Source organism: Aquimarina muelleri DSM 19832 (assembly GCF_000430665.1).
Taxonomy (GTDB): domain Bacteria; phylum Bacteroidota; class Bacteroidia; order Flavobacteriales; family Flavobacteriaceae; genus Aquimarina; species Aquimarina muelleri.
On sequence record NZ_AUML01000036.1, the window covers coordinates 13,277 to 29,123 of the forward strand.

At 30.9% G+C, this 15,847-nt stretch carries 13 protein-coding genes; 7 read left to right on the top strand and 6 right to left on the bottom strand.

Annotation, left to right across the window (positions count from 1 at the left end; genetic code table 11):
• Window positions 1-33: 33 nt before the first annotated feature.
• Entirely contained in the window at window positions 34-2,169 is a 2,136-nt protein-coding gene (locus H527_RS0114510; protein WP_027413376.1) for a S9 family peptidase, read from the bottom strand.
• A gap of 70 nt (window positions 2,170-2,239) precedes the next feature.
• Here H527_RS0114510 and H527_RS0114515 point away from each other — a divergent pair, with 70 nt between their 5' ends.
• A complete protein-coding gene (locus tag H527_RS0114515; RefSeq protein ID WP_027413377.1) occupies window positions 2,240-2,566 on the top strand; it encodes a YbaB/EbfC family nucleoid-associated protein in 327 nt (108 codons plus the stop codon).
• Between the two features lie 43 nt (window positions 2,567-2,609).
• A complete protein-coding gene (locus H527_RS0114520) occupies window positions 2,610-3,056 on the top strand; it encodes a thioredoxin family protein (protein WP_027413378.1) in 447 nt (148 codons plus the stop codon).
• Window positions 3,057-3,146: 90 nt separating this feature from the next.
• Here the strand turns inward: H527_RS0114520 and H527_RS0114525 are convergent, their stop codons facing one another.
• Complete coding sequence (locus H527_RS0114525; protein WP_027413379.1) at window positions 3,147-4,250, bottom strand: OmpA family protein; 1,104 nt, start codon at window positions 4,248-4,250, stop codon at window positions 3,147-3,149.
• A gap of 244 nt (window positions 4,251-4,494) precedes the next feature.
• Between H527_RS0114525 and H527_RS0114530 the strand changes: the two genes are divergently transcribed.
• The gene (locus tag H527_RS0114530) at window positions 4,495-4,815 is read left to right on the top strand and encodes a YegP family protein (protein ID WP_027413380.1); all 321 of its coding nucleotides are present in this window, start codon (window positions 4,495-4,497) and stop codon (window positions 4,813-4,815) included.
• A 148-nt stretch (window positions 4,816-4,963) separates the two neighbouring features.
• Here H527_RS0114530 and H527_RS0114535 read toward each other — a convergent pair whose 3' ends face one another.
• Window positions 4,964-5,980 (bottom strand): threonine aldolase family protein, encoded by a 1,017-nt coding sequence (locus tag H527_RS0114535; RefSeq protein WP_027413381.1) that lies wholly within the window; start codon window positions 5,978-5,980, stop codon window positions 4,964-4,966.
• Window positions 5,981-6,130: 150 nt separating this feature from the next.
• Window positions 6,131-8,545: a zinc-dependent metalloprotease gene (locus tag H527_RS0114540; protein WP_035088265.1), complete on the bottom strand. Its 2,415-nt coding sequence runs from the start codon at window positions 8,543-8,545 to the stop codon at window positions 6,131-6,133.
• Between the two features lie 115 nt (window positions 8,546-8,660).
• Here H527_RS0114540 and prfB point away from each other — a divergent pair.
• Together prfB and arsC are read left to right on the top strand one after the other, a co-directional pair.
• Window positions 8,661-9,759 (top strand): peptide chain release factor 2 gene (prfB, locus tag H527_RS0114545; RefSeq protein ID WP_155837908.1). Its coding sequence is split into 2 segments (ribosomal slippage): window positions 8,661-8,723 and window positions 8,725-9,759, totalling 1,098 coding nucleotides; the frame shifts between segments, so codons are not numbered across the junction.
• Window positions 9,760-9,853: 94 nt separating this feature from the next.
• Complete coding sequence (gene arsC, locus H527_RS0114550; protein WP_027413384.1) at window positions 9,854-10,195, top strand: arsenate reductase (glutaredoxin); 342 nt, start codon at window positions 9,854-9,856, stop codon at window positions 10,193-10,195.
• A gap of 75 nt (window positions 10,196-10,270) precedes the next feature.
• Here arsC and H527_RS0114555 read toward each other — a convergent pair whose 3' ends face one another.
• Complete coding sequence (locus H527_RS0114555; protein ID WP_027413385.1) at window positions 10,271-10,474, bottom strand: hypothetical protein; 204 nt, start codon at window positions 10,472-10,474, stop codon at window positions 10,271-10,273.
• Between the two features lie 668 nt (window positions 10,475-11,142).
• Here H527_RS0114555 and H527_RS0114565 point away from each other — a divergent pair.
• Entirely contained in the window at window positions 11,143-13,602 is a 2,460-nt protein-coding gene (locus H527_RS0114565) for a TonB-dependent receptor (protein WP_027413386.1), read from the top strand.
• A gap of 67 nt (window positions 13,603-13,669) precedes the next feature.
• Here H527_RS0114565 and H527_RS24335 read toward each other — a convergent pair whose 3' ends face one another.
• Window positions 13,670-13,846 (bottom strand): hypothetical protein, encoded by a 177-nt coding sequence (locus H527_RS24335; protein WP_169726192.1) that lies wholly within the window; start codon window positions 13,844-13,846, stop codon window positions 13,670-13,672.
• A gap of 190 nt (window positions 13,847-14,036) precedes the next feature.
• Here H527_RS24335 and fumC point away from each other — a divergent pair, with 190 nt between their 5' ends.
• On the top strand, window positions 14,037-15,434 hold the full coding sequence (gene fumC, locus H527_RS0114575) for a class II fumarate hydratase (protein WP_027413387.1): 1,398 nt from the start codon (window positions 14,037-14,039) through the stop codon (window positions 15,432-15,434).
• The last annotated feature ends 413 nt before the right edge of the window (window positions 15,435-15,847 follow it).

A 15,847-nucleotide genomic window follows, 5' to 3' on the forward strand; every position in this document is an offset into this window, starting at 1 on the left:
AAAAACGGTACGAAGTTACATTATTTTTTTTAATTATTCTCTTATACTTTCTAAATCTAATAAAAAAGCGTATTCTTCTGCCACCTCTTTCAGCGCTTCAAATCGACCTGAAGCCCCGCCATGACCTGCTTCCATATTAGTATGTAGTAACAATAAATTAGTATCTGTTTTCAGTTCTCTTAACTTTGCTACCCATTTTGCAGGTTCCCAATATTGAACTTGAGAATCATGTAAACCAGTAGTTACAAGCATATTTGGGTAATTTTGAGCTGCGACATTATCATAAGGGGAATACGATTTCATATAAAGATAATATTCTTCTTCATTTGGATTACCCCATTCATCATACTCTCCTGTTGTCAAAGGAATACTATCATCAAGCATTGTTGTTACAACATCAACAAAAGGTACCGCTGCTACTACCCCATTATATAATTCTGGCGCCATATTCACTATCGCCCCCATTAACAAACCTCCTGCAGATCCTCCCATTGCATATAAATGATTGGACGAAGTATATTTTTGATCTATAAGAAATTTAGAGCATGTTATAAAATCTGTGAATGTATTTTTTTTCTTTAGTAATTTTCCATCCTCATACCAAGACCTTCCTAAATATTCACTTCCACGTATATGTGCTATTGCAAAAATAAATCCTCTATCTAACAAACTTAATCTAGCAGTAGAAAAATATGGATCTATAGTTGCTCCATAAGATCCATACCCGTATTGCAATAAAGGATTGTTTCCGTCTTTTTTTATTCCTTTTTTATACACTAGGGACATAGGGATTTTAGTTCCATCATCCGCAGTTGCCCATATTCTTTCGGACACATAATTATTTTTATCAAATTTTCCACCAAGAACTTCTTGTTCTTTTTTTAATTCTTTTTCCTTAGTTTCCATATCAAAATCAATAACGGAATTAGGAGTGGTAAGCGAATTATACGAATACCTAAGGCTTTTTGTGTCAAAATCTGGATTAGTGCTTACATAAGCTGTATACGTTTCATTATCAAAAGGAAGATAATAATCTACGGTACCATCCCATTTTTTTATATTGATTTTATTTAATCCATTATCCCTTTCACTAACTACCAAATAATCTTTGAAGATTTCTATATCTTCTAACAAAACGTTTTTTCTATGCGGAATTAAATCTTTCCAATTTTCCTTTGCTGTACTTTCTTCAGAAACTTTCATTAATTTAAAATTAGTAGCTTCGTCTGCATTAGTCAACACATAAAAATGATTTTCATAATGTGCAATACCATATTCTAATCCTCGTGTTCTTGGTTGAAAAACTTTAAACTCTCCTATTGGATTATCTGCTTTTAAAATTCTATATTCTGAAGTTAATGTACTGCTAGAACCAATCACAAGGTATTTTTTAGACTTGGTTTTATAAACAAATGTATTAAAAGTATCATCTGTTTCGTTAAACACTTCTACATCTTCTGAAACTGATGTTCCTAAAACATGTCTATAAATTTTATTAGAGCGTAAGGTTTCTTCATCTTTTTTAGTATAAAACAAAGTTTTACTATCCGCAGCCCAAGTACTACCTCCCGTAGTTGTTTCTATAGTTTCTGGATACACTTCACCCGTTTCTATATTCTTTATTTTTATAGTATACTTACGACGGCTAACTGTATCTACACCAAATGCTGCAAGTTTATTGTCTGGGCTAATATTAAGGCCTGCTAACCTATAATAACTATGCCCTTCTGCTTCTTTATTACAATCAAAAAGTATTTCTTCTTTTGCTTCTAAAGTTTCTTTTTTTCTAGAGTAAATCGGATAATCTTTTCCTTTTTCAAATCTGGTTAAATACCAATATCCATTTAATTTATAAGGTACAGAAGAATCGTCTTCTTTAATACGACTTTTCATTTCATCAAAAAGAGATTTTTGAAACGCCCCTGTATGAGCAGTCATTTTTTCATTATAATCGTTCTCTCTTTCTAAATAATCAATTACCTCTGGGTTTTCACGCTCATTTAACCAAAAATAATCATCTACACGAATATCATCATGTTTTTCTAGATTTGTAGGTTTTTTATCTGCAACTGGTGGTTGAATTTTGGTATCCAATGTATTCATTGTATTTTTTTTACATGAAGTTGCAAAAATAAGAGATAATAAGAATATAACATGTGAGGTTTTCATAATAATCTTTCTAGTTTATTAACAGCCAAAATACTAATTTTGTTTTTATAAATTTTAAAAAGATATTTACATGTTTGGAGATATGATGGGAATGATGAGCAAAATAAAAGAAGCTCAACAAAAGGTAGAAGAAACTAAAAAGAGATTAAACACTGTTTTAGTAGATGAAGAAAGTACAGATGGCTTACTTAAAATTACACTTACAGCCAATAGGGAAATAAAAAATATTGATATTGCTAATTCGCTGCTTGAGGATAAAGAGCAATTAGAGGATTATTTAATTCTAACTTTAAACAAAGCTATTTCTAAAGCTTCAAAAATTAACGAAAGTGAATTAGCTGCGGTAGCAAAAGAAGGTATGCCAAATATTCCTGGGTTAGATAAATTTATGGAATAATTTTTGGTAACTTTTGTATGAGTAACCTCTTAAAAAAAGAGAAATGAATAAACTTACGTTAATCTTATTTTTTTTTAGCATTATTGTGTTTTCTCAACAAGAAACAAGCAATATAGATTGGCATGAAGACTTTACAGCAACCATGCAAAAAGCTAAAGTAGAAAAAAAACTGATAATCCTTTATTTTAGCGGAAGTGATTGGTGTGTTCCTTGCAAAAAGCTCAAAGAAGACTTTTTTGAAACTGAAAATTTTAACAGGTACACCAATTCTTTTCTGTTTCATTTGGTGGATATCCCTAGAAACAATGATTTATTAACAGAAAAGATAAGAATACAAAATTATGACTTATTAAAAACCTATAATAAAAATAAATCTTTTCCTTTAGTGATAGTCTTATCTTCAAAAGGTAAGATTCTTGATAAAATATCAGGGTATAGCTATTTAAGAGACCCTAGATTTCATTTTGAATTATTGGATAAGTTCTTATAACAAAGTCAATAGAAAAACAAAAAAACTGACAAACGTAATGTTTGTCAGTTTTTTTGTTTTTATTACTTAAATAAATATAGTTTTAATCCTTTATTGAATAAGTCTAAACTCTGTCCTACGATTGGCAGCATGTTCTCTTTCGGTACAAGATACTCCATCTGCACATCTGTTTTTAAGTCTTGTTTCTCCGTACCCATTAGCTACTAAACGACTATTATTAACTCCTTTAGAAATTAGGTAACTCACTACAGACTGCGCTCTTCTAACAGAAAGATCTTTATTACTAGATCCTGATCCTCTTGCATCTGTATGAGATGCTATTTCCATTTTCGCACCTTCATTACTAGCTAATACTGGCATCAATCTAGTATCTATAATTCTTTTAGCTTCAGCTGTTAAAGTAGCACTCCCTAAATTCCAGTTAATTGGTAAAGCAGAATATTCTACCAAAGAACACTCTACCTCTTTCCAAGTTGTTAGTCCTCCTTTTTGAGTTAACACCTCCTTAGTAACATCTTTAAAAGTAGCAGGTACTACTTCTTCTTCTGTATATGCATCCTTAACCAAAACAGTTTTTGTTATTGTTGCATATTCTGCGGGAATTTCTTCCTCAACAACCTTTGCTGGTTCTGCTACTACTCGTTTTGTATAGCTACCGCTCTGCTCTGCTATAGGTGTACTTTCTGTAGTAGCATCCGAACTTAACACTTGAATAGGAATAGTTGTAAATTCTGCTGGATATCCTTTATAACACCAGTAACGACAATCATCGGGATTTCCTGATGCACAATCCGGAGCAGATGTTCCCAATTCCCATTGTGCAAAAGCAGGCTTAATTTCTACAGTTTCTGAATCGTTCCCTAATTTTGCAGGAATTATTTTTAACGTAGATGCTGCTTGTTTTTTAACAAAGGTAACTGTAGTTGTTTCATATTTTGCTGGAACTACCTTAAGCCTCTTAGATGCTTCTTTTATAATCACCTTTTCTGTAGTTGTTTCATATTTTGCTGGATATGTTTTTAGTTTTTTATATTCTGGTGTTATTTTCACTTGTACTGTTTTATTTTCATAAACATCCGGAGTGGTACACCGAACATAACACTTTCCTGGTTCTGGATTTTCTGGTAAATCTTGTTGCGCGTGTAAACTAGCTCCTAAAAAAATAAGAGCTCCTAAAAAAATAATTTTTTTCATTATTGATGGTTTTAAGTTAGAATTATATAAACTTACAAATTTTAACATTTAATAGCGAAATTAAAGTGTTTAACAATAGTTGTTTTTTTTCCCTATCTTATAACCTATAGTTTACCGATAATGAGTGTTTTTTTTCGACAAAAAACATATAAAACCTTAATATTCGGTTATAATACATTTTTCTTTTCCCTTTAAATTATATAATTTTAACAAAAGCTAAAAAATTAACTAAAAATCTGATAATATGTTTGAACTCAAAAGCAAGGAAGGATCTAGCTATCATTTTACTTTAAAGGCTAAAAACGGACAAGTTATTTTAAGTAGTGAGGTTTACAATAGTAAATCTGCCGCAGAAAACGGGATTGCTTCAGTAAAGAAAAATGCATCTGAAGATGGAAGATATGAGCGTAAAACTGCGAAAAATGGTAAGTTTTATTTTAACTTAAAAGCTGGCAATGGTCAAATTATAGGTAGTAGTCAAATGTATACTTCTGAATCTGGAATGGAAAACGGCATCAACTCTGTTAAAGAAAACGCCCCTAGTTCTGATACTAAAGAAATTTAATTTTTTTAATACTTATTCCCATTCTTAAATAAAAACACTTTTTTAAATTATTACTTTACTCTAGATAAAATATATTGGTAGCCAAGCTACCTTATCCTAAATTTTCTTTTTTATCTGGAGTAAAGTAATCTGATTTTCTATGATAATTTTATTTAATTGTAGTTAATACTTCTAAAAAATACTCATGCATTTTTTGTGTATAATCTAGATGAGTTACAAACCTTAATTTACCCTGCCCCATACCATAAAAATGAATGTTCTTTTCTGCCATTTTAGTAATAAAATCCTGTTCATCACTATCTATATTAAATATAACGATATTGGTTTCTATAGGTTCTACTTTTTTCACAAATGGCAATTTTGCTATAACAACTCCTATTTCCTTAGCCCTTTTATGGTCTTCTGCTAATCTATGTATATTATTATCTATAGCATACAACCCTGCTGCTGCCATATAACCTACTTGACGCATTCCTCCTCCTAAAATTTTTCTAACCCGAATAGCTTTTTCCATAATCTCTGCATTACCAATCAAAACAGAACCCATAGGTGCTCCTAAACCTTTACTTAAACATACAGAAATGGTATCGAAGATTGCGCCATATTCAATAGCCTTTTCTCCTTTTGCAACTAAAGCATTCCAAAGTCGTGCACCATCGAGATGGTATCCTAAACCATGATTGCTACAAACTTCTCTTATTTTTTTGATTTCTGTAAGTTCGTAACACGCTCCTCCTCCTTTGTTTGTTGTATTCTCTATACTAACTAAACTTGTTAATGGACTGTGATAAAAATCAGGAGGATTAATAGCTTCTTCAACTTGTACTGCATTAATCACACCTCTATTACCATCCAAAAGCTTACAAGATACTCCGCTATTAAAAGAAACCCCTCCTCCTTCATAATTATAAATATGCGCATATTTATCTGCTATTAATTGTTCCCCTGGTTGTGTATGCAACTTAATTGCCGCCTGATTTGCCATGCTACCAGAGGGGAAAAACAATGCTTTTTCCATACCAAACATCGTAGCTATTTTCTTTTCAAGTCTATTCACACTAGGATCTTCTTTGTAGACATCATCTCCTACTTCTGCACTCATCATGGCGTTTAGCATTTCTGGTGTAGGCTTTGTTACTGTATCGCTTCTAAGATCTATTTTCATTCATGTTTTTTTATTATTTTTATAAAACTATTGTCATCTTTTTCTAAATCCCCAGAAAGGATTCTAACCTTTTTATCATTCAATTCTTAATACTTTGGAATATTACTCTTCTACTGTAACCTGTATTAAAAAAATAAAAACTACTATACTTTAAAAATTACATATAAAACTTCCTATAGGAGATCCATCAGGAATTTTTGGAGAAGTGGGTAATACTTTAAAACTCTCTGGTTTTTCTAAAAATGTATTTATCTGATTTAAATAATATGCATTATACATTGTTTCATTTACATTTACCGTATTCTTTTTAAGAAAGGGTATCAGAGTATTAATTTTTGCAAGTGCAATTGCATTAACTTGTGGATATACTTTTTCTGTTTTTACTAAATTCATTATATGTTTTAAAACATTAGCATTTACTACATGCTGAATTTCTGTATTATAATTATTTTCAGCTTTCGTCCCAAAAGAAGCTTTAATTAGTTTATCTAAAGTTTCTGACAACCCTAATTGATTTTGATTCAAGCTTTTTTGCTGCACTAATCTAGAGACTCTTTCTGGATGCAGCAATAAACTTAGAGTCATTTCGCTCGCTGTTGAAGCCGCACTTAATGCATCAAAACCAACTCCTGTTTTTCCTTTAAAAGACTCCCTTGTGCGAGGATATCCATAAGCTCTGGGTGGAAATAATTTTAATTTATCTTCAGGAATAGCTAATACTTGTGGAGACAATGTTTTTAAAATTTGAGTAAGCGCTTCTTTTTGTTTTTTAGAAGTAACAGTTTCTACAATAGCTTGTTGATCCCCTTTTACTGCATAATTATAATTTAATCCCCCTATAAGTTTTACCGCTGCTTCTGTTTGATATCTATGAAAGAAATAAAGAGGTGCAAAAACATCTTCTAAAACAGAATAAGGTTCATTGGTTCTTATATTATCTATAGAAAAGTTAGTCATCGCGACTTCTCTAACTTTTAATACATTTTCTAACTCCTCAGTTGCACTTTTACCATTATCCCACAAGTGTGCTAATTCATGAGCTCCTCCTTTTGCTCTTGCATCACTATCTGTAATAAAACGCATACCGGTTTGGTAAGCTTCATTTAGAATTTTATTTAACTCCTCCTTTTCTTTTATTTCTTTACTAAACTCAGAATAACTATATGCTACTGTTACTTTATCCCACTCTCCTATATTAGTGCTATACGCATTAGATATATCTATTTTACCATTTTTTAAGCTTACTACAGGGTGGGGATAGTCCATTACGGATGCTCTATTTTTTATACTAGCAGCAAAATTATGTGCAAAACCAATAGTATGACCAACCTCATGAGCCGATAATTGACGAATACGCGCCAGTGCCATTTCCAGCATAGGTTGATAATTATTATCTCTTTCTTTAAAAGGTTGATTTAATAATGCTTGTGCTATTAAAAAATCCTGACGTATTCGTAAACTTCCTAGACTAACGTGGCCTTTAATAATTTCACCCGTTCTTGGATCTACTACACTAGCTCCATAACTCCATCCTCTGGTAGATCTATGCACCCATTGTATAACATTATATCTTAAATCCATAGGATCTACATCTGCTGGTAACATTTTAACTTGAAATGCATTTTTAAATCCAATAGCCTCATACGCTTGATCCCACCATTTTGCTCCATCTAATAATGCCGAACGAATAGGCTCTGGAGTTCCTGGATCCAAATAATAAACTATAGGTTTTTTTGCTTCGCTTATCTCTTGATTCGGATCTTTTTTCTCTAAACGATGTCTAATTATATAACGCTTAGTAATTGTTTCCTGAACAGGGGTTGCATAATCCATATACGAAATAGATATTGCTCCACTGCGAGGATCAAATTCTCGCTTTTTATACTTGTTATCTGGCAATTCTACAAAAGAATGATGCTGAATAACCGTAAGATATTTTGAGTCTGGAGCTACTGATTCTATATTTTTTCCACTCGATACCCCTTTATATGTTATTAATGCTTCAAACTCCACATTTTTAGGAAAAGCTTTGGTTCTTTCTAAGCTTAAACTACTTCGCGATTTATCCACGCTATAAGTACCTTCTTTTTGAAATTTTAATCGGTCCGCTATACCATGTGTATCCTCTAAAAGAAAAGGAGTTAAATCAATGATATAAGTATTTGTTTTTTCTTCCTTAATAGGAAAACCGAATAATACTGATTTAGCAAATGCTTGCTCCACACTTCTTTTTTCTAATACATTATCGGTTATAGCTCTGTATTGTTGATTAGGCTGAACAAGTAATAGTTTATTTCCTGCTTTTTGAAAGGTAACCACTACTCCATCGCCTATCTGCCCCCTATCTAAACCAATATCATTAGAACCTAAACCTGTTGCTAATGAGTGTACATATAAAAATTCAGATTCTAGTTTATCTACTTCTAGATAAATCTCATCTTTTGATTTATTATAATGAAACTTAAAATACCCATCATATGATGTTAGATTTTTTTGTTGTTCTAAAAATTGAGCAGAAATAATATTCCCAATTAAAAACAATACGCAAGTAAAATATAGTTTCATAACAATGATGGTTTATGTGTAAAAAGCCTGTAAAGTTTCTAAAACTATAAAATAATACCAAAATTGTTTCTTACTGAACTGTTAAATCCTATTTTTGTGAAAAATAATTAGATATATGATAACTACCGAGACATTATTAGATCTCAGAAAGCGCCTGGTTGCGTTAAGGAGGTATCTTTGACATTGATGCCAAACTTATAGAAATAGCTAATCAAGAAGAAAAAACTTACTCTCCAGATTTTTGGGATAATGCACAAGAAGCAGAAATACTGATGCAAACTCTTAATGCTGAGAAAAAATGGGTTTCTGATTATGAGAAAGGAGAAACCTTAGCAGAAGATCTCGAAGTTCTATATGAATTTTTTAAAGAAGGAGATGCTAGTGAATCTGAAGTCATGGAACGTTTTGAAGAAACTAAATCTTTAATAGAAGATTTGGAGTTTAAAAATATGCTAAGTGACGAAGGAGATAACATGAGTGCTGTTTTGCAAATTACAGCAGGCGCAGGAGGAACTGAAAGTTGTGATTGGGCTAGCATGCTCATGCGTATGTATTTAATGTGGGCAGAAAAACAAGGGTATAAAATTAGAGAACTCAACTATCAGGGTGGAGATGTAGCCGGTATAAAAACCGTTACACTAGAGATCGAAGGGGATTATGCTTTTGGGTGGCTTAAAGGAGAAAATGGAGTACATCGATTGGTTCGTATATCTCCTTTTGATAGCAATGCAAAACGACATACCTCTTTTGCTTCTATTTATGTATACCCCCTAGCAGATGATAGTATTGAAATAGATATTAATCCTGCAGACTATGAGATTATCACTTCTAGATCTAGTGGTGCTGGTGGACAAAATGTAAACAAGGTAGAAACCAAAGTGCAACTTACTCACTTCCCTACTGGTATCCAAATTTCGTGTTCAGACACTAGGTCACAACAAGAAAACAGATTAAAAGCCTTGCAAATGCTTAAATCTCAATTATTCGAAATTGAACTCCAAAAACAACGAGCACAACGAGATGAAATCGAGGCATCAAAAATGAAAATTGAATGGGGATCGCAAATACGTAATTATGTTATGCATCCTTATAAATTAGTGAAAGATGTAAGAACTGCAGAAGAAACAGGTAATGTAGATGCAGTTATGGACGGAAACATTTCCCCTTTCTTAAAAGCATATTTAATGATGATGGGACAAAAAAATGAAGATTAATTTAAAAATCAGAGATTACAAAATAACGGGAATGTTTTTTTAATCTACACTCCTTTATGTTTTCGAGTTTATGATTTTAAAAGCACAAATAACCATGACTACTATATATCACAACCCTAGATGCAGTAAATCAAGACAAGCTCTTGCTTTACTAGAAGAAAAAAAAGAAAATATTGAAATAGTAAAATATTTAGAAACCCCTTTAACCAAAGAAAAATTAAGCGAAATTATAACTCTTTTAGATATTCCTCCTATAAATTTAGTTCGAAAAAATGAACCTATCTGGAAAGAAAACTATAAAGACAAAAAATTAAATGATAATGAATTAATTATCATAATGAGTGAAAATCCAAAACTGATAGAAAGACCAATTGTTATTAAAAATGGAAAAGCTATTATAGGACGCCCTCCAGAAAAAATTATAGATATCTTATAAATAAAAAGTGTTCGGTTAAAATAGTTTTAACCGAACACTTTTTATGATTATCAAATACGTTATATCTTGTACCTCCTACAATCCATTATTTGGATCGTTATACATATCAATAACATTAGTTCCATTTTCTGTTATAGGTGGTTTTTCATTATCCCCAGTATTATTATCTTCAATAGGATTCTCCTCTTCAACCAAGATATCATCTTTAAAAGATTCTGTTTCACATGAAAATAATACAGTAGTAATAGCGAATAATAATATAAGTTTTTTAAGAGCCATTTTAAATTTAGTTTGTTCTGTTAGTTAAATATTTTAGTGTAAATCGGGGCAAAAGTATCTAAAAAACACATACAAAATTCAAATGGTATTTCTATTCAAAGAGAAAAACCTTATTGTGACATAAAACATAAATAAGAAGATTTCAATAAAACCAACCAGAAACTCTCAATTATGTAATTCCTTCTTAAAACAAGCATATTTTCAATAAACTCTGATCAAGTTACGTGAATATTAAGCAAATATTATTTTTTATAAAAAAACCAATTACTTAACAATTTAGTAACATTAGACTCCTTTTAAGTTCTAAAATCATCAATTATTCATTACAAATACGTTTTTAATCATTTTTACTTAAACTACTCTTAATAAAATTGAGGTTTTAACTACTAAACAAAATAATCCTAATGAAAATAGCAATTTACCAACTACTATAAATAACAAAAAGACAACTTTTTCTAACAAAAATTGATTTGATATCTCAATTTCAAGTTTCATTTTTATCTCAAAAGAATTTAAACAAAAATTAAAAGTATTGTTTTATTCATATTTTTTTAAAAGAATTAAACCTTCCTAATAATCTATAGTCTAATACATAAATATTTAATAAACCATTAACCGTCTCCTGATATCACTTTAGATACTTTTGACCGTGTTTTATACATTTTAAAATGAAAAAAATTTTACTATTGCTTTTTTTTGCTCCTATTTATATTATATCTGCTCAAAATAAAAACCCTTCTAAAACAATTGTATCGATATCAGGAGTTGTATTAGATCAAGATACAAATAAACCTTTGGAGTATGCTACTATAGCCTTTTTCAGTCCCAAATTACAAAAAAATGTAACTGGAGGCATCACAGACGAACAAGGTAAATTTAATATAGAAGTCGAAACTGGAGTATATGATATAAATGTAGAATTTATTTCGTTTAAAACGAAAAATTTATTGAAACAGAAATTATTAAAAGATACTAATTTAGGAAATATAACTCTTAAATTAAATACAGAAGCATTAGATGATGTTGTAATTATTGCAGAAAAAACTACTGTAGAAATTAAATTAGATAAAAAAATCTATAATGTAGGAAAAGATCTTACTGTTAGTGGTGGTACAGTTAGTGACGTTTTAGACAACGTTCCTTCTGTTTCTGTAGATGTTGAAGGTAATGTAGCCCTAAGAGGTAACGATAATGTAAGAATATTGATCAACGGAAAACCTTCTGGATTAGTTGGTCTTAATAGCACAGACGCTTTACGGCAATTACCCGCAGAATCCATAGAAAAAGTTGAAGTAATCACTTCCCCTTCTGCACGTTATGACGCAGAAGGAACTGCTGGAATTTTAAACATTATCTTAAGAAGAAGTAAATTACAAGGTATTAATGGAGCCATAACTCTTAATACTGGTTATCCTGTTTCTGCAGGAATTTCTGGAAATCTTAATTATAGAACAGGCGATTTTAATTTTTTTACTACTTCTGGGTATAATTACAGAGAAGCTCCTGGAAATTCGTTTTCTAATACTCAATTTTTAAATAATACTACAGATGGAATAGATAACTCTGATTCTTTTCTTAATGAAACTCGAGAATTTGATAGAATTCGTAAAGGGCAAAATTCTAATATTGGAATGGAATGGTATGTTAATGAAACGTCCTCTATAACCACTTCTTTTTTGTATAGATCGAGTGATAATAACAGGAACACGACTAATACTATAGTAGAGTTAGATTCTAATCAAGAAATTTTAAGTAAAAATTTGCGTTTTGATCCAGAAATTGAAGAAGATATTACTAAACAATACTCTCTAAATTATACAAAAAACTTTAAAGACAGCGGACACAAGTTAACTTTTGATTTTCAATTAGAAAATAGCAGTGAGAATGAAAACTCAAAAATCACTCAACAAAACATTACGAGTATAGAACTTGTTAACACTCTTGAAAAACAAGAACGTATTTTATTACAAACCGACTATGTTCTTCCTATTGGAAAAAACAATCAATTAGAAGTAGGATATAGAGGTAATTTTAATAAATTAAATACAGACTATCTAGTACAACTAGAAGAAAATAACAGTATAACAACTAATACTGATCTATCAAATGATCTAATCTATAACGAACGAATTAACGCTGTTTATTCTCAATTTGGAAGTAAATGGAATAAATTTTCTTATTTATTAGGCCTTAGAGCAGAGGATACTAAAATCATAATTCATCAACAAACTAATGGTGATCTTAGTAGAAAAAATTATACAGATATATTTCCTACCATAAATTTAGGATATGAAATTTCTAAACGCCAAAGTATAACTCTTGGATATAATAGAAGAATACAAAGGCCTCGATCTAGATTTATTAATCCTTTTCCCTCTAGATCCAGTATTACTAATTTATTTCAAGGAAATCCAGATCTTGATCCTAGTTATAGCAATGCCTTTGATTTAGGTTACTTGAACAGAATAGGTAAATTAACTTTAAATACCTCGATATACTACAATCACTCTACTCAAGTATTTACTTTTATATCAGAAGACACCGGAGATACTGCTATTATTGGATCTGATGAAAATAATTCGGGAACAGAAGTACCTGTTATAAGAAGAACACCTATAAACTTAACCAGCTCTGATCGATATGGATTTGAATTTACCTTAACCTATAATCCTAATAAAAAATGGAGGATGAATGGTAATTTTAATGCTTTTCAAAATAGGGTTAAAGGAAACTATAATGGTGAAAATCTAGATGCTGATAATCTAAGTTGGTTTGCCAGATTTAACAATAAAATTACCTTACCAGCTAAAATTGATTGGCAAACCAGTATTTTTTATAGTGGTCCAAGTGAAAATGCACAAACTAAGAATGATGCAGTCTTTAGTATGACTCTAGCTTTAAGCAAGGATCTTTTTAAAGAAAAAGCATCCTTAACTTTTAATATTAATGATGTTTTCAATTCTCGAAAACGAGTTAGTACCTCTACTACTACTACATTTATTTCTAATAGTGAATTTCAGTGGAGAGAACGTAGCTTTAATCTATCTTTTACCTATAGATTTAACCAAAAAAAGAAAAGAGATCGCTCACCAAAGGATTTTAATGGTGATGATGATTTTGGTAGTTAATAATAATGAGTAACAAAAAAGGAAGCCAAAATGGCTTCCTTTTTTGTTATTTATATAATTTAATTTTTTAAGCTTCTTCCTTTGCTTTACGCTTAGATTCTCTCCATAATTTAAAGTTCTCAATATTAGCCCCAATAATCCAGTAAGGAACTACAAAAGTTAATAAAAAAATCATTAACCAAAAACCAATGGTAAGGATAGTTAAGAATGCTAAAAAACCAAGATACTGATCGAATTCAAACATAACGATATTCTAATTTTCAAATTTTGTCAAATATAGTAACTCTTATTTATATGTCATAGTAGAAATTTAATTTATTTTTACATAGATAAGAAGAGCCTACTTATATTCTAAAAAGTAAGTTCTTTATTCCAAAATAGTGCTACAAATGATTAAATTTGCAGTCTTAAAAAAAAACAAATCATCTTTACTAATGGAATATAGAATAGAGAAAGATACAATGGGCGAGGTAAAAGTACCTTCCGATAAGCTTTGGGGAGCACAAACCGAGCGTTCAAGAAATAATTTCAAAATTGGTGCGCCAGCATCTATGCCATTAGAAATCGTTTATGGTTTTGCTTATTTAAAAAAAGCAGCTGCATACACCAACTGTGAACTAGGGGTATTACCTATAGAAAAGCGAGATCTAATAGCGCAAGTATGTGATGAGATATTAGAAGGAAAACACGATGATCAGTTTCCTTTGGTAATATGGCAAACTGGATCTGGTACGCAAAGTAACATGAATGTAAATGAGGTAATTGCTAACAGAGCACATCAATTAGCTGGTAAAACAATTGGTGAAGGAGAAAAGACATTACAACCAAATGATGATGTAAATAAATCTCAATCATCAAATGATACCTTTCCTACCGGAATGCATATTGCTGCTTATAAAAAAATAGTATCTGTTACCATTCCTGGAGTAATGCAATTAAGAGATACTCTGAAGAAAAAATCTGAAGAATTTAAAAATGTAGTAAAAATAGGACGTACCCATTTTATGGATGCTACACCTCTTACTATTGGCCAAGAATTATCTGGTTATGTATCCCAACTAGATCATGGTATCAAAGCTTTAGAAAACACTTTACCACACATGGCAGAATTAGCTTTGGGAGGAACAGCTGTAGGAACAGGACTAAATACTCCAAAAGGATACGCTAAAAGAGTATCCGAATTTATTGCTCAATTTACTAGTTTACCTTTTATAACAGCCGAAAATAAATTTGAAGCACTAGCGGCACATGATGCTTTTGTTGAAACCCACGGAGCTTTAAAATTATTAGCCGTTTCTTTAAATAAAATAGGAAACGATATTAGAATGCTTGCTTCTGGGCCAAGAAGTGGTATTGGAGAACTAATCATCCCTGCTAATGAACCAGGAAGCTCTATAATGCCAGGAAAAGTTAATCCAACGCAATGTGAAGCTTTAACCATGGTATGTGCGCAGATTCTAGGCAATGATGTTGCTATAAATATAGGTGGTATGCAAGGACATTTTGAACTAAATGTTTTTAAACCAGTAATGGCTGCAAACTTGCTCCAAAGTGCACAATTAATAGGAGACGCATGTGTTTCTTTTGATGAGCATTGTGCACAAGGAATTGAACCTAATCAAAAAAGAATTACAGAATTATTAAATAATTCGTTGATGTTAGTAACTGCTCTAAATACAAAAATTGGGTATTATAAAGCTGCCGAAATTGCTAATACAGCACATAAAAACGGTACAACACTAAAACATGAAGCCGTATCCCTAGGATATGTAACTGAAGAAGAATTTGATGCCTGGGTAAAACCAGAAGATATGGTAGGTGCTTTAAAATAACACAAACTACCTCCTCTATAAAAATAACCTTTTGGATATCAAAATTCAAAAGGTTATTTTTTTTCTACAAAAGAAAACCTTAATCAATAACCTCGCAGCAAGCTCAGGAGGTATACTATTGAAAATTATATATTTTATTTCTGAAACTAGCAAAGAAGAAATACCTCTCCATCAGAAACCAAAAACATCAGGGGAAATTTTCTCTTAAAAAAAGAAACTATTTAAAAAGTAATTCTTATATTCGATACTTACTCCCACACTAATTACCCCTATTTACAAATTCCAAAAATTTTGTAGTAAAATATGTCTTCCTATATTTTATAACATAAGATTTGCCTTAAAACCAATCTTTTCTTATAAAACATAAGGAATAACCTTGGAGCAAGCTACCAAAGGTATGATTTTGAAAATAT

Excerpts from the sequence above, each read along its gene's own strand:
- H527_RS0114510 (WP_027413376.1), bottom strand. The coding sequence starts at position 2,169 with ATGAAAACCTCACATGTTATATTCTTATTATCTCTTATTTTTGCAACT.
- H527_RS0114515 (WP_027413377.1), top strand. The coding sequence starts at position 2,240 with ATGTTTGGAGATATGATGGGAATGATGAGCAAAATAAAAGAAGCTCAA.
- H527_RS0114520 (WP_027413378.1), top strand. The coding sequence starts at position 2,610 with ATGAATAAACTTACGTTAATCTTATTTTTTTTTAGCATTATTGTGTTT.
- H527_RS0114525 (WP_027413379.1), bottom strand. The coding sequence starts at position 4,250 with ATGAAAAAAATTATTTTTTTAGGAGCTCTTATTTTTTTAGGAGCTAGT.
- H527_RS0114530 (WP_027413380.1), top strand. The coding sequence starts at position 4,495 with ATGTTTGAACTCAAAAGCAAGGAAGGATCTAGCTATCATTTTACTTTA.
- H527_RS0114535 (WP_027413381.1), bottom strand. The coding sequence starts at position 5,980 with ATGAAAATAGATCTTAGAAGCGATACAGTAACAAAGCCTACACCAGAA.
- H527_RS0114540 (WP_035088265.1), bottom strand. The coding sequence starts at position 8,545 with ATGAAACTATATTTTACTTGCGTATTGTTTTTAATTGGGAATATTATT.
- arsC (WP_027413384.1), top strand. The coding sequence starts at position 9,854 with ATGACTACTATATATCACAACCCTAGATGCAGTAAATCAAGACAAGCT.
- H527_RS0114555 (WP_027413385.1), bottom strand. The coding sequence starts at position 10,474 with ATGGCTCTTAAAAAACTTATATTATTATTCGCTATTACTACTGTATTA.
- H527_RS0114565 (WP_027413386.1), top strand. The coding sequence starts at position 11,143 with ATGAAAAAAATTTTACTATTGCTTTTTTTTGCTCCTATTTATATTATA.
- H527_RS24335 (WP_169726192.1), bottom strand. The coding sequence starts at position 13,846 with ATGTTTGAATTCGATCAGTATCTTGGTTTTTTAGCATTCTTAACTATC.
- fumC (WP_027413387.1), top strand. The coding sequence starts at position 14,037 with ATGGAATATAGAATAGAGAAAGATACAATGGGCGAGGTAAAAGTACCT.